This is a genomic window from Arthrobacter sp. MYb23 (genome assembly GCF_002979775.1).
Lineage (GTDB): Bacteria > Actinomycetota > Actinomycetes > Actinomycetales > Micrococcaceae > Arthrobacter.
In genome coordinates this window covers 44,113-65,916 of record NZ_PCPR01000004.1, presented here as the reverse complement: position 1 = coordinate 65,916, position 21,804 = coordinate 44,113, and the positions used below count along the sequence as shown (strand labels likewise).

19 protein-coding genes are annotated in these 21,804 nt (G+C 63.2%); 10 read left to right on the top strand and 9 right to left on the bottom strand.

Translation table 11 applies throughout. The features are described from left to right. Entirely contained in the window at positions 1-810 is an 810-nt protein-coding gene (locus CQ020_RS24445; protein ID WP_105691128.1) for an ABC transporter ATP-binding protein, read from the top strand. Next, complete coding sequence (locus CQ020_RS24440) at positions 807-1,631, top strand: ABC transporter ATP-binding protein (protein ID WP_105691127.1); 825 nt, start codon at positions 807-809, stop codon at positions 1,629-1,631. Before CQ020_RS24445 ends, CQ020_RS24440 begins: the two co-directional genes overlap by 4 nt. Positions 1,632-1,686: 55 nt before the next feature. On the opposite strand, the gene CQ020_RS06695 is transcribed toward CQ020_RS24440, so the two are convergent. Further along, positions 1,687-3,042 (bottom strand): uracil-xanthine permease family protein, encoded by a 1,356-nt coding sequence (locus tag CQ020_RS06695; RefSeq protein ID WP_105691126.1) that lies wholly within the window; start codon positions 3,040-3,042, stop codon positions 1,687-1,689. 84 nt (positions 3,043-3,126) lie between these two features. Next, on the bottom strand, positions 3,127-5,634 hold the full coding sequence (gene opgC, locus CQ020_RS06690; RefSeq protein WP_105691125.1) for an OpgC domain-containing protein: 2,508 nt from the start codon (positions 5,632-5,634) through the stop codon (positions 3,127-3,129). A gap of 206 nt (positions 5,635-5,840) precedes the next feature. On the opposite strand from opgC, the gene CQ020_RS06685 reads away from it, so the two are divergent. Next, positions 5,841-6,446 carry a malonic semialdehyde reductase gene (locus tag CQ020_RS06685; RefSeq protein ID WP_105691124.1) on the top strand — a complete coding sequence of 202 codons (606 nt, stop codon included), beginning with the start codon at positions 5,841-5,843 and terminating at the stop codon, positions 6,444-6,446. 79 nt (positions 6,447-6,525) lie between these two features. On the opposite strand, the gene CQ020_RS06680 is transcribed toward CQ020_RS06685, so the two are convergent. Beyond that, positions 6,526-7,998, bottom strand: a complete 1,473-nt coding sequence (locus CQ020_RS06680; RefSeq protein WP_105691123.1) for an MFS transporter — start codon at positions 7,996-7,998, stop codon at positions 6,526-6,528. Between the two features lie 105 nt (positions 7,999-8,103). On the opposite strand from CQ020_RS06680, the gene CQ020_RS06675 reads away from it, so the two are divergent. Then, positions 8,104-8,757, top strand: a complete 654-nt coding sequence (locus tag CQ020_RS06675) for a TetR/AcrR family transcriptional regulator (RefSeq protein ID WP_219844476.1) — start codon at positions 8,104-8,106, stop codon at positions 8,755-8,757. 271 nt (positions 8,758-9,028) lie between these two features. Then, entirely contained in the window at positions 9,029-10,123 is a 1,095-nt protein-coding gene (locus CQ020_RS06670; RefSeq protein WP_105691122.1) for a sigma-70 family RNA polymerase sigma factor, read from the top strand. 33 nt (positions 10,124-10,156) lie between these two features. On the opposite strand, the gene pgm is transcribed toward CQ020_RS06670, so the two are convergent. Both pgm and CQ020_RS06660 read right to left on the bottom strand, forming a co-directional pair. Further along, entirely contained in the window at positions 10,157-11,818 is a 1,662-nt protein-coding gene (gene pgm / locus CQ020_RS06665) for a phosphoglucomutase (alpha-D-glucose-1,6-bisphosphate-dependent) (protein ID WP_258141742.1), read from the bottom strand. Positions 11,819-12,090: 272 nt separating this feature from the next. Further along, positions 12,091-12,846: an SDR family NAD(P)-dependent oxidoreductase gene (locus CQ020_RS06660; protein ID WP_105691120.1), complete on the bottom strand. Its 756-nt coding sequence runs from the start codon at positions 12,844-12,846 to the stop codon at positions 12,091-12,093. 218 nt (positions 12,847-13,064) lie between these two features. Between CQ020_RS06660 and CQ020_RS06655 the strand changes: the two genes are divergently transcribed. Beyond that, positions 13,065-13,712, top strand: coding sequence for a DUF4190 domain-containing protein (locus tag CQ020_RS06655; RefSeq protein ID WP_105691119.1), 648 nt, complete (start codon positions 13,065-13,067; stop codon positions 13,710-13,712). A gap of 90 nt (positions 13,713-13,802) precedes the next feature. Here CQ020_RS06655 and CQ020_RS06650 read toward each other — a convergent pair whose 3' ends face one another. Genes CQ020_RS06650 through CQ020_RS06640 form a run of 3 tightly spaced genes read right to left on the bottom strand, consistent with a single transcriptional unit; the run spans position 13,803 to position 17,529 of the window. Continuing rightward, positions 13,803-15,302, bottom strand: coding sequence for a peptide MFS transporter (locus tag CQ020_RS06650; protein ID WP_105691118.1), 1,500 nt, complete (start codon positions 15,300-15,302; stop codon positions 13,803-13,805). Between the two features lie 54 nt (positions 15,303-15,356). Next, the gene (locus tag CQ020_RS06645; protein WP_105691117.1) at positions 15,357-16,793 is read right to left on the bottom strand and encodes an amidase; all 1,437 of its coding nucleotides are present in this window, start codon (positions 16,791-16,793) and stop codon (positions 15,357-15,359) included. Beyond that, positions 16,786-17,529 (bottom strand): peptidase E, encoded by a 744-nt coding sequence (locus CQ020_RS06640; protein ID WP_105568159.1) that lies wholly within the window; start codon positions 17,527-17,529, stop codon positions 16,786-16,788. Before CQ020_RS06640 ends, CQ020_RS06645 begins: the two co-directional genes overlap by 8 nt. Positions 17,530-17,704: 175 nt before the next feature. On the opposite strand from CQ020_RS06640, the gene CQ020_RS06635 reads away from it, so the two are divergent. The 3 genes from CQ020_RS06635 (at position 17,705) to CQ020_RS06625 (ending at position 19,321) form a co-directional block, all read left to right on the top strand. After that, on the top strand, positions 17,705-18,031 hold the full coding sequence (locus tag CQ020_RS06635) for a rhodanese-like domain-containing protein (protein WP_105691116.1): 327 nt from the start codon (positions 17,705-17,707) through the stop codon (positions 18,029-18,031). 32 nt (positions 18,032-18,063) lie between these two features. Beyond that, positions 18,064-18,996 carry a prephenate dehydratase gene (gene pheA, locus CQ020_RS06630; protein ID WP_105691115.1) on the top strand — a complete coding sequence of 311 codons (933 nt, stop codon included), beginning with the start codon at positions 18,064-18,066 and terminating at the stop codon, positions 18,994-18,996. Positions 18,997-19,102: 106 nt separating this feature from the next. Further along, positions 19,103-19,321, top strand: a complete 219-nt coding sequence (locus CQ020_RS06625; protein WP_024818943.1) for a hypothetical protein — start codon at positions 19,103-19,105, stop codon at positions 19,319-19,321. A gap of 9 nt (positions 19,322-19,330) precedes the next feature. Here CQ020_RS06625 and CQ020_RS06620 read toward each other — a convergent pair whose 3' ends face one another. Next, positions 19,331-20,392: a diacylglycerol kinase family protein gene (locus tag CQ020_RS06620; protein WP_105691114.1), complete on the bottom strand. Its 1,062-nt coding sequence runs from the start codon at positions 20,390-20,392 to the stop codon at positions 19,331-19,333. Positions 20,393-20,505: 113 nt separating this feature from the next. Here CQ020_RS06620 and serS point away from each other — a divergent pair, with 113 nt between their 5' ends. Further along, on the top strand, positions 20,506-21,786 hold the full coding sequence (gene serS / locus CQ020_RS06615; RefSeq protein ID WP_105691113.1) for a serine--tRNA ligase: 1,281 nt from the start codon (positions 20,506-20,508) through the stop codon (positions 21,784-21,786). The last annotated feature ends 18 nt before the right edge of the window (positions 21,787-21,804 follow it).

Sequence of the window (21,804 nt, the reverse complement as noted above, 5' to 3'; positions counted from 1 at the left end):
ATGCTGCTCGACATAGAAAATCTCAGCCTGACGATCACCGCGAACGGCCTGGTGAACCCGATCCTTGATGACGTGAGTCTCACCGTTGACGCCGGGGAAGTGGTGGGACTGGTAGGCGAGTCCGGTTCGGGAAAGTCCACCACAGCGCGAGCCGTGCTGAGGCTGTATCCCGAAACGGCCGCCGTCGAAGGCTCCATCACGGTGGGCGAGACAGAGGTTCTTGCTGCGTCCCGCGCTGATCTTCACAGGGTTCGATCCTCGGAAGTTGCCATGATCCATCAGGATCCCCGCGCTGCGCTCAATCCGGTCAGAAGGATTGGTGACTCTCTGACGGAGCGGCTGGTTCATGTGCTGGGCGTGAGTCGCTCCGAGGCTGCGGCCGCTGGGCTGGAGCTTCTTGAGGCTGTGGGAATCCGTCAGCCGGAAGAGCGGATGCGTCAATATCCGCACGAGCTTTCCGGTGGCATGCTCCAGCGCGTTGTTATAGCTGCCGCGCTCACCGGTCAGCCGAAACTGCTGCTGGCGGACGAAGCCACGAGCGCCCTGGACGTGACCACGCAGGCTGAAGTCCTGGCAATTCTGCGTGACCTTCAGTCGCGGCGCGGCTTGGGAGTCCTGCTCATCACCCACGATCTCCATCTGGCCGCCGCCTACTGCGACCGCGTGTACGTGATGTACCGGGGGCGGATTGTGGAAGAACTGCGCGGCAGGGACCTCTTCCACGGCGCGCAACACGAATACACCCGGCAGTTGTTGGCAGCCGTCCCGGCCATCGGCCATCTTCCCACTTCAGAAAGCAGGGCATCATGACCGGTCACGTTCTGGAGGTCGCGGGTCTGCAGAAGGCATTCCGCGTGGGTGCGGGCAACGTGGTTGCGTGCAACAACGTCAGCTTCGTCATCCCGCCGGGCGGCTCCATGGGGTTGGTGGGGGAGTCGGGTTCGGGTAAGAGCACTATCGCCCGTATGTTGGTGGGCCTTGAAGCGCCCGACGCCGGCAGTATCCACGTGCGGGGACGGCAGCTCGGGACGCGGGAACGGGGACGTGCAGCCCGCCTGCGGCGTGCCAAGGAAATCCAGATGGTGTTCCAGGATCCATACGGCTCACTGGATCGTCGCCTCACTGTGGCGCAGTGTTTGGACCAGGCGATGAAGTTGCACGGGCTTACTTCCGGGGCTGCCCGGGTGGCTGAGCTGCTTGATCAGGTGGGTTTGTTGGCCAAGCACGGTGATTCCAAGCCGCATCAACTCAGCGGTGGTCAGCGGCAGCGGGTGGCGATCGCCCGGTGCCTGGCGATCGAGCCGTCGGTGATGGTGCTGGACGAGGCTGTGTCAGCTTTGGATGTCTCGGTCCAGGCGCAGATCCTGGCACTGTTGAACGAGATCCGGGCTTCTTCGGGCATTGCACTGTTGTTCGTGAGCCACGACCTCGCCGTGGTTTCCGAGGTCACCGACGACGTGCTGGTCATGTATCGGGGGTCCATCATGGAGCAGGGGCCTACGGGACGAGTGCTGAATGCGCCGGAGCACAGTTACTCGAAGCTGCTGATCTCCTCGATGCCCGGTCCGGGGTGGGATCCGAAAGACGTGCTGCAGCGGCGGGCGGCATTCCTGGAGGAGGTGGGGGTGTGAGTTTGCCGGGGGACGCGTGTCCGGAATCCGGGGACGTGGACTGTCCGGATTGCCCCTACTTCCCCTTCTTCCCGCCCCGCTTAGCCGCAGCGTTCATCGCCGACTTCACCGCAGGCGGCAGCCCGGCCGTCTCGGTTTCCGGCTCAGCGACGGTCCCGCGCCAGCGAGCCAGCCCCTTCATGCCGTGGTAAATCACCAGGGCGGCCGCGGAACCAAGGGCGATGCCGGTGAACTTCAGCTCGCCAATGGTCCAGGTGTAGTCAGCAATGCCGATAATCAGAGCAACAGCAGCGGTGGTCAGGTTGATCGGGTTGGAGAAGTTGACCTTGTTCTGCACCCAGATCTTCACGCCGAGCACACCGATCATGCCGTACAGCATGGTCGCAGCGCCGCCCAGGACACCGGCGGGGACGGTGGCGATCAGTTCGCCGAATTTCGGGGAGAAGCTCAGCAGGATGGCGAAGATACCGGCCACCCAGTAGGCCGCCGTCGAGTAGACCTTGGTAGCGGCCATAACGCCAATGTTCTCCGCATAAGTCGTGGTACCGGAACCGCCGCCGAACCCGGCAAGTACGGTCGCGGCGCCGTCGGCCATCAGCGCGCGGCCGGAAACGCCGTCGAGGTTCTGGCCGGTCATCGCGGCCACCGACTTCACATGCCCTACGTTTTCAGCCACGAGAACCAGCACCACGGGCACGAACAGCCCCACTACGCCGATGTGGAATTCGGGCGTCTGGAACAGCGGCAGGCCAATCCACGCGGCGGCGTCCATCTTTTCGTAGGACACCTCGCCGCGCATCATCGCCACAAGGTACCCCACCACAACACCCACCAGGATGCTCAAGCGCCCCAGAATTCCGCGGAAAAGAACAGAAACCAGGATGATCGTCACCAGCGTGATCAGCGCGGTAACGGGTGCGAGGTCGAAGTTCGCCTTCGCGGCCGGAGCCAAGTTCAGGCCGATCAGCGCCACAATCGCGCCGGTAACGATCGGCGGCATGAGCCGGTTGATCCACTCGGCGCCGAACTTCTGGACTACCGCACCAATAAGCGCCAGTACGACGCCGGCAAGCACCACGCCGCCCAACGCGCCACTCACGCCGTACTGCTGCTGGGACGCCATGATGGGGGCGATGAACGCGAAGCTGGAACCCAGGTAGCTGGGCACGCGGCCCCTGGTGATCACTAGGAACAGCAGCGTGCCGATGCCCGAGAAGAGCAGGGTGGTTGCCGGCGGCATGCCCGTGATGATGGGGACCAGGAAGGTGGCGCCGAACATGGCAACCACGTGCTGCATGCCGATGCCGATGGTCAGGGGCCAAGCCAGCCGCTCGTCGGGAGCCACCACGTGGCCGGGGCGGATGGACTTGCCGTTGCCGTGGAGCTTCCATTTGGTGCCGAGCATGCTCATGGCGGGGCCTTCCTCAGAAGAGTTATGGGATTCGGTGCAACATTACCGCCAAATGCCCACCCGTATGCGGCGGTAGTGGCCTCCTTAGCGTGGAACCAGCCGGAAGAGGAACTTGGTTTTGACCATCACCCACAGCGTGGCGAGCAACACGACGTACACGGCCGTGTTCAGCCAGAGGTTTCCGTCCCGCAAAGCAGGGATATTGGCAATGGCCACAATGAAGAACACATGCATGATGAACACGTAGAGCGTAGCTTGGCCCAGGGGGATGAAGAACCAGCCGACCGCGCGTGACAGCGGCTTCCAGAAAGCGCTCAACAACGCGTACAAGGCGATGGTGATGAGGAAGACGTTGAGCACCCGTCCTGGCCCAAGGTAAGTCCGGCTGAAGAAGGTGTCGTAGACAAACCGGAACGTCGTCTCAGGGATCAGCGCGAGCCGAACGTCCAGCTGATTGGTCAGATAGGGGCCGCTCCAAGAGAAGACAGCACAGGCTGCTGCCAGGAAAATACACAATCCGAGAAGGAGGCGTCGCCGCGGGTCGCCGAACCACTCAATGATCTGACGGCGATAGAACCCGGCGGTCATCCCCACAACGAACAGAAGCTGCCAGACGAGGAGCGGGAAGGAATCCTCGAACTGCGAGGGCAGCAGACGGAAGCGGAAGACTGATCCTGCAATGTAGAGGCCAACGCTGAGGGTGAGGACCAGCCACGTGAACCCGCGGGAAAGCGCCACGAGGATTAGCGGGCTGATGAGCAGCAGGACCACGTAAAGCCCCATGATGTTGAACTGCCACGGTCCAACCTGCAGCAAGAGCAGGGCCGGGATGAGCCCCTGCGGGACGGGGAACTGGAGCAGTCCCTCCATTCCGGCGTAGAGGTCGTACGTTGTGCCCGCAGCTGCGCGTCCTGCCCCGCCGGTTCCTTGATCGGTAAAGGTTGTGACCGCCGCGGCGTTGATGAAGGGAAGCAGGCTGAGCCCGTACACGATCAGGACCACGGCAAGTGCTGTGAAATACAGCTTCCAGGCACGCTTGGTGGTCCCATCGACCACGTCACCGAGTTCGGTGGCGATGCGGGGCCCGTACACCATGCCCAGAACTACCCCGGAGAGCATCACGAAAAGCTCCGCCCCGGAAACCACCCCCAAGGTCTCTTGGCTCAGCAGTTGGAATACGGAGTTGATGCCCACGTGGTTGACCACCACAAACACGATTGCCAGGCCCCGGAGCATGTCTATCCGCGCATCACGCTTGCCCGTGCCGGTGTAGGCCCATTTGTTGGCGAAGGCCCGGGAGGACAACAGCCACAACGCCGCGACAGCTACCAGCACAGACCCGGCCGAAGTCCACGCGGCCCCGCCCTGGATGACGGTCCCCGTCTTCGGCTGCGGAGCTTCAACGCCGGGCACGTTCTCCAAGCCCTTCTCAGTAACGGACCCTATGGTGAGGCCTGAGGTGTCCAAGGAGGTTCGGAACGGGTCCGCCAGTGAAGGCTCCGCAGTGGTCCTCCAGTCGATGGAGACCCGGCCCGGTTCGCGTACATCAGTGGTTTCGTTCCAGACCACTGCCCGGACAGCCCCATTGCCGGGTTCCGCCACCGAGGCGAACACCTGGTGCCACCACGTTTGCTTGACATCCAGCTCAGCCGCGCCACCCATCCCAGGCGAGAAGAAGGCCCCGGTTTCAACCATGAGCGGCTTGCTGCGGGCTTGTACGTAGGTGCTGTAAAAATTGTCCGTTCCGGCGCTACTGGAGGCCCCGGCACTGGACGCATGCAGCGCGTCATTGAACTCGCCCGCCGTCGGCAGGGTATTGCTTGCCGCGCCGGCGCCCGTGGTGTCGTGATAGACGGACAGCCCCACCCAGTCCACTACGTCATCGCCGGGGTAGTACGGCTCAAAGGCGGAATCGTCCTGGTCCCACACGCCGTTCCCGCTGGTGTCCACCGAGGCCAAGGGCACACCCTTGGGTGGGGTGGACGTTGCTATTTGGAAGGGGTAATCCTTTTCGGCTGTCGGAGACCACACCATCACGGGATCCGGCAGGGTGGCCCTGAGCGCGGCAGCAACTTTGTCGAAAGCGGCCCGGTAAGCTTCCGGCTCCTGGCCCCAACTGACCCACGGCGCGTTCATTTCCGGTGCGAAGCGGACGAAGACCTTCCCCCGAAAGCCAGCAGCCGCCGTCGTGATCTGGCGGGCAAAAGCGGACGCGACGTCGTCGTTGATGTCCTTCAGGTCAATTCCGGGGCGAACCGTGAGCAGCGCATGCGAGCCTTGGTCCGCGATCTGAGAGAAATAGCCTTTCAGGTATTCGCGGCCACCGTCGTCCATGGGCATGGACACGTTCTGACCGTAGAGTGCCGCGGGCGCGCCGAGTCTTTGGGCGTATTCGGCGGCTGAGTCCTTGTCCCAGTCCAGCAAGGCGCCGAAGAACCTCGTTCCAGGATCCTCGACGCCCGGCTGCTGCTGCTCGGAAGGTCGAGCCTGCGCAGAGCCCCAAGCCTGCCCTGCTGACATCAGGAACATCCCCAGAAGCAGGACAAGAACAGCCAGCGCCCGCTGACGGGACGCTAGGGGAAAGGTAGGCATCAGGCCCCTTCTGGTGTCGTCATTCCCGCGGCTGGCAGGCATTCGCCGAAGGGACGGCGGCCTGTACTCATGATGCTACCTATTTACGCGCTGTGCCCAACGTCACGGGCCGTCACGGGAAGAGGACAAGGGAAGTTGAAGTTGGAACCATGGAAAGCAGAAGTGCCCGGCCGGTTCAGCGCATGGGCCAAGCGAAAGGTTTACGAATGACGATCGCCCACGAAGAAGCAGTCATTGACGCCGCAGCAGTCGACGCCATTTTTGCCGAAGCCCGCACTGCCAACAGCTTCGCCGGTGAGGTCACCGACGAGCAGGCCCGCGCCATCTACGAGCTCACCAAGTTCGGCCCCACCGCCTTCAACTCCCAGCCGCTCCGCGTGACCTACGTCCGCTCGGACGAGGCCCGCGCCAAACTGGTGGACACCCTTTCGCGCGGCAATCAGGCGAAGACCGCATCCGCTCCGCTGGTGGCCATCCTGTCCTACGACACCGACTGGCATGGTCAGTGGGACAAGTTCCTTCCCGCCTACGGCGCGCCCAAGGCCATGTACGACGCCGACCCCGCTTTCGCCGCTGCCACGGGCAACAACAACGCTCATTTGCAGGCAGGCTACTTCATCCTGGCTGTGCGCTCGCTTGGTTTCGCAGCTGGCCCCATGACCGGTGCCGACTTCTCCGCAATCGACGCCGAGTTCTTCCCGGCCGGCGATCAGAAGAGCTTCCTGGTGGTCAACATCGGCCAGCCCGGCCCGGACGCCTGGGGCGAAGCCAAGCCGAAGTTCGCTTACGACGACGTTGTTCGCACCGTCTAAGTTTTTAGGCAGCAAAAAACGCCCGCTCACTTTCCAGTGAGCGGGCGTTTTGCCTTAACAAATTTGCCTTTTCAGGAGGCTAGGAAGCTTCGTCGAAGTCGTCGATGCCGGCAGCTTCCGCATTCTGGCGGCGCTTCACGCGCGACGGGACCACCAGTGATGCAAGCAGGGCAAGTACGCCAACCCCTGCCGAAACCCAGAAGCCGATGGTGAAGGCATCATCGGAGGGTGCGCCCTGCGGCGTGACGTTGGAGGAGATCAGCGCTGCAATGACGGCCGTGCCGATGCTGCTGCCGATGGTCCGCAGCACGGTATTGGCGCTGATGGCCTCGCCGGTCTGCGTTGCGGGCACACTCTCAACGATCGCATTGGAGGTCGCCGCGAGGGCCATCCCGATGCCGATGCCGGTGAGAATGCCGGAGACCACGATCTGCCATTCTTCGCCGTGCCCGAGTGCGGGAATGACGAAAGCTACGGTGACAGCCACGGCACCAAGAATCATGGGGACCTTGGGCCCCACCTTGCGGATCAGTGCGCCTGCAACGACGCCGGAAATCACCATGGCCACGACGGTCGGCAGCAAGTAGATGCCGGCTTCACTCACGGTCTTTCCAAAGCCGTAGCCAAGGACCGTGGGCAGCTGAAGGATAGTGGGCACCAGTACAAACGTGCCGAACATCGCGAAACCGAAGGCCAGCGCAACGATGTGGGCGGTCCACACTCCACGGTTGCGGAACAGCCGTACGTCGATCAGCGGTTCTGCCACTCGCAATTCCACCAACACAAATGCGATCAAGGCGAGGCCGCCACCGATGAGCAGGCTAACCGTCTTGCCGTCGCCCCACCCCCATGTCTGGCCTTCGCTGATCGCGAGCAGCACGGCAACCAGGCCCACCGAAAGGATTCCGGTGCCCAGGATGTCGAGCTTGCCGGGAGTTTTGACCGGAGACTCGGGCATTCCGAAGATGGCGCCAAGGAGAGCGATGAGCACGAGTCCGGCAGGCAGCCAGAACAGCCAGTGCCAGGAGAGGGCTTCAACGATGGGCCCTGCGGCAACGATTCCAACACCGGCGCCGATGCCGAAGATGGCGGACAGCAAACCGATGGTGACGCTGACCCGCTCCTTGGGGAGTTCATCGCGCACGATCCCGATGGATAGGGGCATCACCGCACCCGCGGCACCTTGGAGTACCCGGCCGATGATCAGCACAGTCAGGTTCGGCGCCAGGGCTGCCAGTACGGTGCCCACCAACAGCAGGGAGAGCACCACGATGAGGACTTTCCGCTTACCCACCATGTCGCCCAGACGCCCCAGGATCGGGGTCAGTACAGAGGCGGACAGCAGATAGGCCGTGAGGACCCAGCTCGCATCGCTCGTTGCGACACCGAGATCCTTGCCGATGGTGCCAAGGGCCGGCGCCACGAGCGACTGCAGGACGGCGAAGGACAGGCCACCCAGGGAGAGATAGGCAATGATCGCGGTGCCCCGTTTGCGGTGAGCCTCCTGACCCGGTGCCGGCGCGCTTTGAGGGCGCTCAATGGTGCTGGACATGTTTCTCCTCGGGATGTAAACGATTGATTACTTAGACGGTAAATCAAGATAGTTACCCATGTCAACAATCGTTTACTTGCGTATTTTGCGGGCTAGAGTGGGGGAGTGGGCAACGAAGTGCAGGAATCAAAGACTCCCGACGGCGCGGCATCGGTGGCAGACGACGAACTGATCCGCTCGGGTCGGGACGCGGACGTCACGCGGCGTGCGCTGGTTCGCGCTGCCCGCAGGCGCTTCGCCACCGAGGGCTATCGCGCCACCACGGTTCGCCACATCGCAGCGGACGCGGGCGTCAACGTCGCGTTGATCAACCGATACTTCGGCTCCAAAGAGGGCCTCTTCGAGGCATGCATGAACCGCACAGTTGATGAGCTGGATCCCCAAACCAGGGTTCGTGCGGCCAGTGTTGACGAGGTCATCGCCCGGCTCCTCACACACGTCGTCGAAGCCCCCAACGCCGACGATCCCCTGCAGCTCCTGCTTCTGCTCCGTTCATCAGGCGATGAGAACGCCGACGCGATCCGCCGCAGGACCTTGGAACGCTTCACCGAACAACTCGCTGCCGCAGCAGGGTGGAGTGCGGAGGTCCCCGCGTCGCAGCCCTTGCTCCTTCGTGCCCAGATGGCCATCGCCCTGATGCTCGGTCTGGTGATGCTGAGGACCGCCACGGAGGTGCAGCCCCTGGCTTCAGCCTCCGCCGATCAACTCACGGAGCCCCTGGAGCAAGTTCTCCGAGTGCTGCTGGACACCCGGACCTGATCCCCCACATCGAGGCATGCCAGGCGTCCCGGCAGACCAGAAGGGCTACGCCAATTTCGTGTGGCCACCACCAAAAAGGGACGCTCGGGCCATGAGTCCATGCCAAGGGTCGGCCCGTGGTCTTTGCGTTCCCGCATTGGTCGTAGGCTTGCCGTGGAGCGCGGGACTGGACATGGCCGCCGCGTCGGAGCTGCAGCAGAGTGGCTCCGTAGGCCTTGCCCGATGGTCGGTTTGATCCGTTTCCTGGGTCGTGTCCGAATCGGGGACTGGTATGGGCAACATAGCTCCACTGGACGGCAAATTTTGCGACGAGTCCACCACCAATGACAGTGACGATGTGCTGGTCTCACGAGTCCGGGCGGGGGATAACGAAGCCTTTGAGGCCTTGTTCGAACGTCATCGTTCGATTGCCCTGCACATAGCCTCCAGGCAAGCCGATAACGTCGCAGACGTCGAGGACATTGTGGCCGAAGCATTTATCGCTGTGCTTCAGTACCTCACTGCAGGAAAGGGCCCTGACACATTCTTCCGCGCATACTTGCTGACCACAGTAAGGAGAATCGCGTACAAGGCGAATCAAGCAGGCTCCCGGACCCGGCCCACTGAGTCATATCTCCTGGATAGTGCGGAGCATCATCATGATTCAATCCTGGCGGAGTTCGAATCCACAGCTGTAGCGCAGGCTTTCACGTCTCTGCCCGAGCGCTGGCAGGCCGTTCTCTGGTACGTGGACATTGAAGGAATGAAGCCAAAAGCGGCATCGTCGATGCTCGGCCTGAGCCCCAACGGGGTTTCGTCACTGGTCCTTCGCGCCAGAGAAGGCCTTCGTCAGGCATATCTGCAAAACCACATCTCAACGTCCGTTGGCAAGGGATGCGAGGAGTACTCTTCCCAGCTCGGTGCGTACGCCCGTCAAGGCCTCAGCGCACGATCCGAGCGAAAGGTCCGGGCGCATTTGGACGGATGCCCGAAGTGCACTGCAGTGCTGCTGGACCTGGATGATGTCCAATCGGCGATGCGGGCCGCACTCTTCCCCCTCATCACCGGCATCGTATTCACCGCGTTCACCGCGGCCGTTCCGCACTTGGCCGCTGCTTCGGCTGGTGCCGGAGCCCTGACCGTTTCGCATGGTGAGCGTTCACTCTCAACGCCGATTCCGACGATGTGGAAGATTCGATCAGGTTCCCTGACGATTCGTGAAGATGAGTGGGATATTCATTTGGCTATGACGGCCACCGGGGCTGCGAACCGTCACAAGCCAGCGGATCCAGCCCACCACAGGGCGGAAACCACCCGCTCAAGCCATCGTGACGGGTCCCAGCGAGCCCGGAAGAGCGGGTGGTTTGCCCGTCTTCTGGGACACTGAGATCTTCCGGGCCACTGAGGCGACGTGCCGTCCCTACGCAATAACCCCGTCTACCAGCGCCTTCGCTTCTTCCTGCACCTGCGCCAAGTGGTCCGCGCCCTTGAAGGACTCGGCGTAGATCTTGTACACATCCTCGGTGCCGGAAGGGCGGGCCGCGAACCAGGCGTTCTCCGTGACAACCTTCAGGCCGCCAATCGAAGCGCCATTGCCGGGAGCCTCGGTGAGTTTGGCCGTGATCTCTTCGCCGGCCAGTGAAGTTGCGGTGACATCGGCGGCGGAAAGCTTGCCCAACTTGGACTTCTGCTCGCGGGTAGCAGCGGCGTCAATGCGGGCGTAAACGGGTGCGCCGAACTGATCGGTGAGGCCCTTGTAGAGCTGCGAAGGAGATGACCCGGTGACTGCCGTGATCTCGGAAGCCAGCAGCGCCAGCAGGATGCCGTCCTTGTCCGTGGTCCACACACTGCCATCGAGCTTGTTGAAGGATGCGCCGGCAGACTCTTCGCCGCCGAACGCACCTTCGCCGGACAGAAGCCCCGGGACGAACCACTTGAAGCCAACCGGAACCTCAACCAGCTTGCGGCCCAGCCCGGCCGCAACGCGGTCAATGATCGAGGAAGAAACAAGCGTCTTGCCCACCACGGACTCCGGGTTCCAGCCGCTGCGGTTCCGGTACAGGTAGTCGATGGCGACGGCGAGATAGTGGTTCGGGTTCATCAAACCGCCGTCCGGTGTCACGATGCCGTGGCGATCGGCGTCGGCGTCGTTACCAGTAGCCACATCGTAGGCGGCGGTGCCGTCGGCGCCAGCGGCCATACGCTGGATCAGGGACGCCATGGCCGACGGCGACGAGCAATCCATGCGGATCTTCTCGTCCCAATCCAGCGTCATGAAACCCCACTGCGGATCAACGGTGGGGTTCACAACAGTGAGGTTGAGCTGATGGCGCTCGCCGATTTCGCCCCAGTAGTCCACAGAGGCGCCACCCATGGGATCGGCGCCGATGCGGACGCCGGCGTTGCGGATCGCCTCAAGATTCAGCACGGAAGGGAGATCGTCCACGTAACTGCTGAGGAAGTCGAACTTGCCCGTGGTGTCAGCGGCAAGGGCATCATTCAGCGGCATGCGCTTGACGCCGCGGAGGCCGTTCTCGAGCAGCTGGTTGGCGCGGTCCGCGATCCATCCGGTGGCGTCGGTGTCTGCCGGACCGCCGTGGGGAGGGTTGTACTTGAAGCCACCGTCGCCTGGCGGGTTGTGGCTGGGGGTGACCACGATTCCATCAGCCTGGGGCGTACCCGGCGCGGCTTCGCGGTTGTACTTGAGGATGGCGTGGCTCAGTGCCGGGGTTGGGGTGTAGGCGTGGCGGGCGTCCACGAGGACGGTGACGCCATTGGCAGCTAGTACTTCCAGTGCGGAGTTCTGTGCCGGCTCACTGAGGGCGTGGGTGTCGCGGCCGATGAACAGCGGCCCTGTGATGCCCTGGCGGCCACGGTATTCCACGATTGCCTGCGTGATCGCGAGGATGTGCGGTTCGTTGAAGGACGCCTTCAGGCTGGATCCGCGGTGCCCGGACGTACCAAACGCCACGCGCTGGGCAGGGTCGCCCACATCCGGAGTTACGTCGAAATACGCATCCAGCAAGGCTGTGATGTCAACAAGGTCCTGGGGAAGGGCAACTGTGCCCGCTCGGCTAGCCATGGGGTCCAGCATGCCAGACCATGGGGGCTGCTGACACGAAATGTCCGCCGATCCGGCCCCTGTGACGCCGAATGGCGTTGTTACGTCAGGACAAAAACCGCCAAGTCAGCAAAGATTCATTCCCCGTTCAGACCGCACCGGGGTGCACCCGTTCCCGCCTGGCGCGCCACTCGTTGACCCGCGGCGCACCCTTTCGCGCCATTCGCTCCAGAGGTTACGGGTGCGATCGGGGGTAACGGTAGCGAACAACGCGGCGGGGGCGACAACAGCAGCTAGACGGCGGTGTAGCCGCCATCGACGAGTACATAAGAGCCGGTCATGAAGCTGGCCTTGTCGGAAAGGAGGAACGTTGTGACGTTCGCGATCTCCTCCGCCGTGCCCAGTCGGCCAAGCGGGTGCTTTGCTTCGAGACCGCTGATGACCTCCTTCGGCGCTGCAGCCAACAGCGGAGTATCGATGTAGCCGGGTCCAACCGCATTGACCCGAAGCCCCTGGGCTCCGTATTCAGCAGCAGCATTTTTGGTCATGCCCACTACGCCGTGCTTGGCTGCGGTGTACGCGGCGTTGCCGGGGGCGGCCACGGCACCGTGAATGGAGGCCATGTTCACAATGGCACCCTCGGATGCGCCTGCGGCAAGGATGGCCGGGACTTGGTAGCGCATTCCGTAGAGGACGCCGCTCAAGTTAATGGCGATGACCCGGTCCCAGTCTTCGATGTCGATTTCTCCCACAGGAGCGCTGGCCCCGCCGATGCCGGCGTTGTTGACGGCGTAGTTGAGCGCACCGTAGGTCTCCACTGCGAAGTCGACTGCCTTCTTGCTGTCCTCGGTCACAGCTGTGTTGCCTTGGAACGGTACTGCCCTGCCGCCGTCGGCCGTGATCTCTCCGGCCACCCGTGTGGCGGCGTCGAGATTGACGTCCACAACGACTACGTTGACGCCGTTCTTCGCGAGGTCCTTGCTGATTGCTTCCCCGAGGCCGGAGCCCCCGCCGGTGACGAGCGCGGTTTTGCCTTCGAAGTTACCCATGATTCCTCCTTTGCGGGACGGGTCCCGCAGATTTCGTTGGTGAGCGATGTTGAGGTCGCTATTACCGAAAACCAAGTCCGGCTCGAAAATATTCCATGCGTATGCATGAATGTGACCCTCCTCGCAGTGGTGGCACACACGCGGGGCACGCGCTACCTTATGTGCCGCCCCCGGCGGCGGTAGTGTTGGGACCAAAGACCAGATCCAGGGGGATACCTATGTCAGACCAGCCATCCAAGGACAACGAGGACAAGCCCGCGGGCTACGAGCCGCCGCAGTACGTCCCGCCCGCACAGTTCAGCGCGCCCGAGCCGGGCACGCCCAGCCAGGGCCCGTCCGCCGAAAATGCACCTGAACAGGGCGCACCTGGGTACGGCGCCAACGCCACCCAGCCGCTCCCGCCCTACGAGCAGGGCGCGCCCGGGCAGAGCCCATACACGCCGGGCGATTACAGCCAGCAGCCCCCTTCGCCCTACGGTCAGCCGCCGAGCCCGTACCAGCAGCAAGCGTTCAACCAGCAGCCATACGGCCAGCAACCCTACGGTCAGCCGCAGTCACCCTACGGCCAGCCGCAGTCACCCTACGGCCAGCCCGCCTACTACGCCATGCAGGCCGAGCCCAAGGGCCTGAGCATTGCCAGCATGTGCTGCGGCATCGCCGTGTACATTGGCTTCGGCTTCTTCATCCTCCCGCAGATCGCCGCAGTGATTCTGGGCCACCTCGCCCTGAAGCGTGAGCCCGCCGGCAAGGGCATGGCGATCGCCGGTTTGGTGATGGGCTACCTCGGCATCGCTCTGGCGGTCATCTTCATCATCTTCATCATTGGCGTTGGTGCCGCAAGCAGCGGAAGCCGCTACAACTACTAGTGCACGTACGACGGCGACCCTTGCGTCAGGTGGGAATCCCACCGGGCGCAAGGGTCGCCGTCGTTAATTGCGTGCCGTTAGGCGAGCGGGCTAGCGGACGCCGCCCATCAGCTTCTTGATTGCCGGCGAGGCCGCAGCCAAGCCAACGGCCAAGACAACTGCCACGCCGCCGATCCCCAGGAAGTACGGGAGTTCATCCTCGGGGTTGTAGAGCCCGGCGAGGATGCCGGCCAGTGTGGTGCCGAGCGAGACGGACAGGAAGAACAGCGCCACCATCTGGGTGTGGAAGGCCTTGGGTGCGAGCTTGGTGCTCACGGACAGGCCGATGGGGGAGAGGAACAGCTCTGCCAAGGTGAACATGAACAGGATGCCCACCAGCGCCAGCAGCGGGGTCTTGCCCTCGCCGGCCAGCGGGATGAACGCCAGGAATGCCAGGCCCATGATCAACAGGCCCGCGGAGAACTTCAGCGGTGAGCTGGGCTGTTTGGAGCCCAGCTTGGTCCAGAGGGCAGCCATGACACCGGCGAAAATGATGATGAACACCGGGTTGATGGACTGGACCCAGGCCGCCGGCATTTCCCAGCCGAACAGGTTGCGGTCCAGCTTCTCCTGCGAGTACACGGCGATGAAGGTGAACTGCTGCTGGAACAGTGCCCAGAACCCGGCCGATGCGACGAACAAGGGGATGAAGGCGATAACGCGCTTGCGCTCCACGCCGGTGACCAGCGGGCTGCGGAAGATCAGGAACAGATAGATCACAGCGGCGCCGATTGCGGCGTAGGCCATGCTGCTGGCCAGGTTGTTGGCGTTGACGAGCCCCGTGCCGAGCAGGACGCCAATGACAACCAGGATGGCCAGGAAAATCAGGCCGTACTTGGTGCGGTCTTTCGCCGGCAGGGGGTTGGGAACGCGGTGGGCTTCCTCGGGGAGCCTCTTGCGGCCCAACGAGTAGATGAACAGGCCGATCGCCATGCCCACCGCTGCAGCGCCGAAGCCGATGTGGAAGCCGTAGCTTGTCTGCAGCCAGCCGGTGACCAGCGGGCCAATAAGGCCGCCCAGGTTGATGCCCATGTAGAAGATGGAGAAGCCGGCGTCGCGGCGCTCATCCTTCTCGCCATACAGGCTGCCCACCAACGCGGTGGCGTTCGCTTTCAGGCCGCCGGAGCCAATACCTACCAACACCAGGCCTGCGATCAGGCCTGGAATGCCCGGCAGGAGGGCCAGTGCGATGTGGCCCGCCATGATCATGATGGCCGAACCGAAGAGGACCTTTTCGGAGCCGAAGAGACGGTCGGCGAGCCAGGCGCCGAGGATCGTCGACAGGTAAACGCCACCACCGTACGCGCCCACCAAACCAGCGGCGAGCCCCTGGTCAATGGAAAGTCCGCCCTGCTCGGCGGTGAAGTACATGTAGTAGAGCAGGATTCCCTGCATGCCGTAGAAGGAGAATCGCTCCCACATTTCCACGGAGAAGAGGCTGGCCAACATCTTTGGGTGGCCGAAGAATGACGTATCGCCCGCTGGCTTTGCGGGCTCAGCCGTGGTTTGAGGTGTGCTCATTTTCTCAATGCTGGCACTGACTGCGGGCATTGTCACATCGATGAATGCCCGGGGCAACCACTTTCCATATGTTAGACGCGGGTCTTAGTGGGTCTCGAGGACTGCTGCGAGCTGGAGAAGCAACAGTTCAGATCCGGGCTTGCCAATCAACTGAATACCCATCGGCAGGCCACCCGGCGTTGTGTGCACCGGAATGCTGATGGCCGGGAGCCCGCACACGTTCACCATGGAGGACCACGGTGCATACTCACACTGCCGTTTGTAGTCCTCGTCAGCATCGCCGGCCCACTCGCTCGGCCATTGTTCACCGCTGTGCCCGCCGCCCGTGAACCAGCCGATCGGCCGCGGTGTCTGCGCCAAAGTGGGCATGAGGATCAGGTCCCACTCCGCGTACTGCGCCACGGTATCGTGCTCGAACTGCCGCAGGAATCTCAGCGCTTCATTGACCTTCAAGGCGCTCCGCTGTTGCGCCCGACGCCGGAAGGTGCGGGTCAACGGCGTCAGCAAGGCTTCGCGCTGGGGTGCTATCCGGGCACTCCCGACGCCGGCAGTCCAGGCCGTGGTGAATGATTCGGGATAGCGGTTGTCATACCGGATGTCGGCTTCGCTGACGTGATGGCCGGCTTTTTCAAGCAGCTTCGCCCCCAGCATGAGGGCGTCCATCGCTTCCGGCGCGATCTCGAACGGATACACGCCAGCCCAGGGGCTGTCCAAACTCACGCCGATGCTCAGGGGATCCGGCGCCAACCCCACATTGGCGAGGTATCCGCCGTCGGGCGCGTGATCCCGGGGGACCAGCGCGTCCATCAGCAGCGCTGCGTCTGCCGCGGTCCGGGCGAGCGGCCCGGCAACCACCAACTTGGCGGCATCGCCCGCGCTCGCGCCCGATGGCACCACGCCCCGTCCCGGCTTCAGCCCCACCAGTCCGCAGGCACCTGCTGGAATCCGGATGGAGCCACCGCCGTCGGTCCCCGGCGCAAAGGGAACAAGTCCCGCAGCCACGGCGGCGGCGCTACCGCCCGAGGATCCGCCGGAGCTGCGTCCCAAGGCATGCGGATTACGCGACGGCGGCGCCACCCGGTTTTCGCTGTAGGCCGTGAGTCCGAATTCCGGAACTTGGGTCTTGCCCAGTGAGATGACACCCTGCCCTTTCAAGGTTGCCGCGAGAGCGCCGTCCTCCGGCGCCGGCTTGTGCTCAAGGGCTGCGCTGCCGTGCGTGGTGCGAACTCCGGCAACATCGGTGAGGTCCTTGAACGCGATGGGCATGCCGTGAAGGGCGGGGAGCTCTTCGCGGCGTCCCTCCCGGGTCAGGCGCGCGTGCAGCCCGTCTGCAGCCTCGGCGTCCTTGAGCGCCTGCTCGGCTGTGACGGTGACAAAGGCGCCCAGCTGCTTGTTCCGCGATTCGATCACCCGAAGAAAATGCTCGGCGGACTCTCGGGCAGAGAGTTCCCCCGCAGCCAGCGCGTCGCGGAGCTCAACAGCCGTCAACAAGGACAAGTCATGCAGGTAAGGATCAGCCAAGGAAACGTGGCTCCAACCGTTCCTCCACAGCAACAGCGTCCACGCTCTCACCGGCGCCGGCGGTCACCCGGAAGGCAGCCTTGTTCTTCACCTCGGACACCACCTCCACAAGTTCCGTTCCCCGATAAACCAGCCCGACGCCGTCGTCCGTGCAGTGGGTCTCGCCGAGCGTGCCGTTGGCCACCAGCTTGTGGATGGCCGGCGCACGCCGCAGTTCGGAGTCGTAGTGGACGCCGTTGGCATAAGGGAGGAAGCCTAGCGCATTGCTGACAGGTTTGAGTTCCGGACCAAAGGAGTCGGTCACACCACCTTGATACCAACAGATGGAACCCGCTGAGACGCCAGCCAGCACCACTCCGCGTTCCCAGGCCTTCCGCAAGATTCCGTCCAGTCCATGTGCCCGCCAAACGGCCAGCAAGTTCACCACCGAACCACCGTTTACCCACACAACGTCCTGCTCCAGGAGGTGCTCTTCCGGGTCCTCGATGTTAGGCATGGTGAAGAGGTTGAGATGACTGAAATCGAACCCCGCAATACGCGCTGCCTGGTCCATTTCCGCAGCCCACCAGCGCTGGTCACCGGATGCTGTGCCGATGTGTGTCACCCGGGGAGCGCGGCCGGAAGCGCCGGACAGCTCCACTGCGTAATGCATCAGGTGATTGAACTCGATCCTGGTCCGCTCACCTGGCTTGTAGCCGCCGGATGTCGCGAGGATCGTTGCTTGCCCAGTAGTCATTCGGGTACTCCTCACAGGCCGATTGCAGGGGTGCGCTCCTGTCCCAGTCTTAACGTCCGCGCGCCGGGAAGCAAGGGCGGGGCTCTCCTCAACGTTGCTGTGTCCGGTGAAGTTACGGTGTCGCGCCCCGGGGACTAGGCTGGATGCTGGACCTTATTCGATGGAAGGGAACGCCATGAGCGACTTCGATACCGTACCTGTGGGCGACATTCCGGCAGACGCCAGCATCCTGGACGTCCGCGAAGACTACGAGTGGGTGGCCGGGCACGCGGAAGGTGCACGGCACATCCCCATGGACCAGCTGCCGGCACGCCTGGACGAGCTCGATCCGGATGATGACCTCTTTGTCATCTGCCGCACCGGAGGCCGGTCATTCCGCGCTGTCCAGTGGCTCGTGGGACAGGGCTATTCTGCCGTGAACGTTGCCGGTGGCATGGACATGTGGTTTGAGACCGGGAAGTCCATGGTTTCGGATAACGGGCTGAAGCCGGTTGTTCTGTAGCACGCGTATATAACCAGCAAGGAATATCTCCAATGTCGGCAGTTACTTACACGTTCCTCGGTCCCGAGGGCACCTTCACCGAAGCCGCCCTCATGCAGGTTCCGGGAGCTGCTGACGCCACCCGCATTCCGTGCACCAACGTCAACACAGCGCTGGATCGGGTCCGAGCCGGCGAGGCTGACGCGGCCATGGTGCCCATCGAGAACTCGGTGGAGGGCGGGGTTACAGCCACCTTGGACGCGATTGCCACAGGCCAGGAACTCCGGATTATTCGTGAGGCCCTTGTCCGCGTCACCTTCGTGCTCGTGGCGAGGCCCGGCGTCGAGCTTTCCGACATCAAGCGGATCTCGACGCACGGCCATGCTTGGGCGCAATGCCGTCTTTGGGTGGACGAGAACCTCCCGGGCGCCGATTACGTCCCGGGATCCTCGACGGCGGCGTCCGCCATGGGCCTGCTGGAGGATGATGCTCCCTATGAAGCGGCCATTTGTGCCCCGTTGGTTGCTGCGGGACAACCCGGCCTCAACGTCCTCGCCGAAGACATTGGCGACAACCCTGACGCGGTCACCCGGTTCATCCTGGTAAGCAAGCCCGGCCTCCTTCCGGAACGTACGGGCGCGGACAAGACCACCGTGGTGGTGCCGCTGCCTGAGGACCACCCGGGAGCGCTCATGGAAATCCTGGACCAATTCGCGTCCCGCGGCGTAAACCTGAGCCGCATTGAATCGCGGCCCACGGGACAGTACCTGGGCCACTATTTCTTCAGCATTGACGCAGACGGGCACGCCACCGATTCCCGCGTGGCGGACGCCTTGGCCGGACTGCACCGGATCAGTCCGGCAACCCGGTTCCTGGGCTCCTACGCCCGCGCGGACAAGCAGCCGGCCGTGGTGGCACCGCATACGTCGGACGCCGCTTTCGCCTCGGCACATGCGTGGGTTGACTCGCTCGTGAACGGCTCATAGCCGCCGTCCACAGGCCGCAATCGTTGCCCTTTCGCAAGGATGCTTCTGTGCGTATGCTTGCCTGATCCATAAACGATGGATGAATGCCAAACGAAGGGGAGCGGTCATGACTGTCCACAGCGATGACAAAGACGGCCAGGGCATGATCGTCAATCCCAAGCCTTCAAGTGAAAACGAAGCTGACTGGGACGGCGATGAAGCGGATCGTGCGGATCGCCTGCGTTTTGAAGAAGAACAAGCCATGATCAAGGAGCAGTCCGAGGCCCGGGCTGCTGCCAAGGCGGCGGCTGAAGAAGCAGGGAAGAACGCAGCGCAACCCGAATAAGGGCGCTGTTTAGAGGGTCTTGGCTTTCGGTACGCGCACCAGCAACGACCCTGGCTCCACCTGAACAGTGACTTTGGTTGCTTCACCCGACGGGTCGCCGTCGAGCTGTGTGGCCATGGGTTCCTGGCTGCGGATGGTGACTTTTCCGGAGCGGTAGAAGCTCATCATGGGCAGGTTCGCATTGTGCTTGAACAGAACCTTCGTGTACATGGCGAGCCAGCCGAAAGCGCTGCGCGGGCTCATCACCACAATGTCCAGCATTCCGTCGTCGATCATGGCCTGAGGGATGAAGTCGATCCCGCCGGGGATCAAACCACAGTTGGCGAACAGTACGCTGCGGATTTTCCGTGCTTGCTCCGGCTGGTCATCCATGGTGATGGTGACGCGTTTGCGGCGCCCAGGCAGGTGGCGGACACCGGCCTCCGTGTAAGCGAGCCAGCCAACGCTTTTCTTCAGGTCTTCCTTGGTGTCGCCAAGAACCTCGGCGTCCAGGCCCATGCCTGCGATCACCAGGAAGGTGTGCTCGGCGGACTCGCCCGTGATGTCGTTGTCCACGCCCATGGTGGCGGTATCGATGTAGCGCTGATGCCCGAACAGAGCCACTTGGATGCAGTCCGCCAGGTCCGTAACGTCCAAATCCACGTTGCGGGCCAGCAAGTTCCCGGTGCCCAGCGGGATGAGGCCCATGGCAACGTTCTTGTGCGCCAGCGACTCTGCCACAACGCGTACTGTGCCGTCGCCGCCGCAGGCCAGAACGACGTCGGCTCCGTAGGCCAGCGCTTGGCGCGACTGACCGTAGCCGGGGTCCTCCACGGTGGTTTCAAAGAACTTGGGCGCGTCCCAACCGGCGAGATCGCAGGCGTCAATGATGGCTTTGCGGGCCTCGTCGGCGTTGTTTTTTACCGGATTGAGGATCACCGCCACGCGCTGGTCCCCCGGGCCTGGCCTGTGTGCGTCCTCCCGGACCGCGCTCCTGATGTGGCGGGCTTTCAATCGGCGCACACCCCACCAACTGGAGACGGCAAACGCCACGCCCCCAGCGAGAATCAGGTACAAGATCCAGTCGCTCATGGTGCTCCAACACTATCCTCCTGGGCAGTCCCCTCTTTGCCGCGCATCCGGGGCGGACGGGCTTTGCCCGCTGCGGGCCGGAAATCCGCGGCAGATTCGAATACTCTTGTCTGGTGATCGACGTAAAAGACCTCAGCGAAAATCCGGACAAGTTCCGTGCCAGCCAGCGCGCCCGTGGCGCCGACGAGTCCGTTGTGGACGCGATCATCTCCGCTGACTCTTCCCGTCGTGCCGCGCTGATCCGCCACGAAACCCTCCGCGCCGAGCAGAACGCTTTCGGCAAGAAGGTGGCGCAGGCCAAGGGCGAGGAAAAGCAGGCCCTGCTGGCGGAGGTCAAGGAACTCGCCAACTCGGTCAAGGCCGCGTCTGCTGAAGCCGCAGCTGCCCAAGCCAAGCAGGAGGAACTGCTCCGCGTCATCCCCAACCTGGTGGTGGATGGTGTTCCCGAGGGCGGCGAGGATGACTACGTTGTGGTCAAAACCGTGGGTACACCCCGCGAATTCACCGACTTCGAGCCCAAGGATCACCTTGAAATTGGTGAACTGATCGGCGCAATCGACATGGAACGCGGCGCCAAGGTTTCCGGCTCGCGTTTCTACTTCCTCCGCGGCGTAGGTGCGCGTTTGGAAATGGCGCTGCTGCAGATGGCCATGGAGCAGGCCATCGACGCCGGCTTCGTCCCCATGATCACCCCCACTTTGGTGCGTCCGGAGACCATGCAGGGCACCGGTTTTGATGTAAAGCACGACGCCGAGATCTACCGTCTCGCCGAAGACGACCTTTACCTCGTGGGAACCTCGGAGGTGGCCCTCGCCGGCTACCACGCAGACGAGATCCTGGACCTCTCTGCCGGCCCCATCCGCTACGCAGGCCAGAGCTCCTGTTACCGCCGCGAGGCCGGATCCCACGGCAAGGACACCCGCGGCATCATCCGTGTGCACCAGTTCAACAAGGTGGAGATGTTCATCTACACCACCGTTGAGGAAGCGGCTGCCGAGCACCAGCGCCTGCTGGCTTGGGAAGAGGAAATGCTGGCCAAGTGCGAGCTCCCTTACCGCGTGATCGACACCGCTGCCGGCGACCTCGGCATGTCCGCGGCCCGAAAGTTCGACTGCGAAGCCTGGGTTCCCACCCAGAACGCCTACCGCGAGCTCACGTCAACGTCCAACTGCACCACGTTCCAGGCCCGACGCCTCAACATCCGCGAACGCGCGGTCAATGACGATGGTGTTGCCAAGGGAACCCGCGCCGTTGCCACGCTGAACGGCACGCTGGCCACCACGCGGTGGATCGTTGCCATCCTTGAGCACCACCAGAACCCGGACGGCTCAGTCAACGTTCCCAAGGCGCTGCAGAAGTACCTTGGCGGACTTGAGGTTCTGCCGGTTCTCTAGTCCCTGCTTGCACCCTCC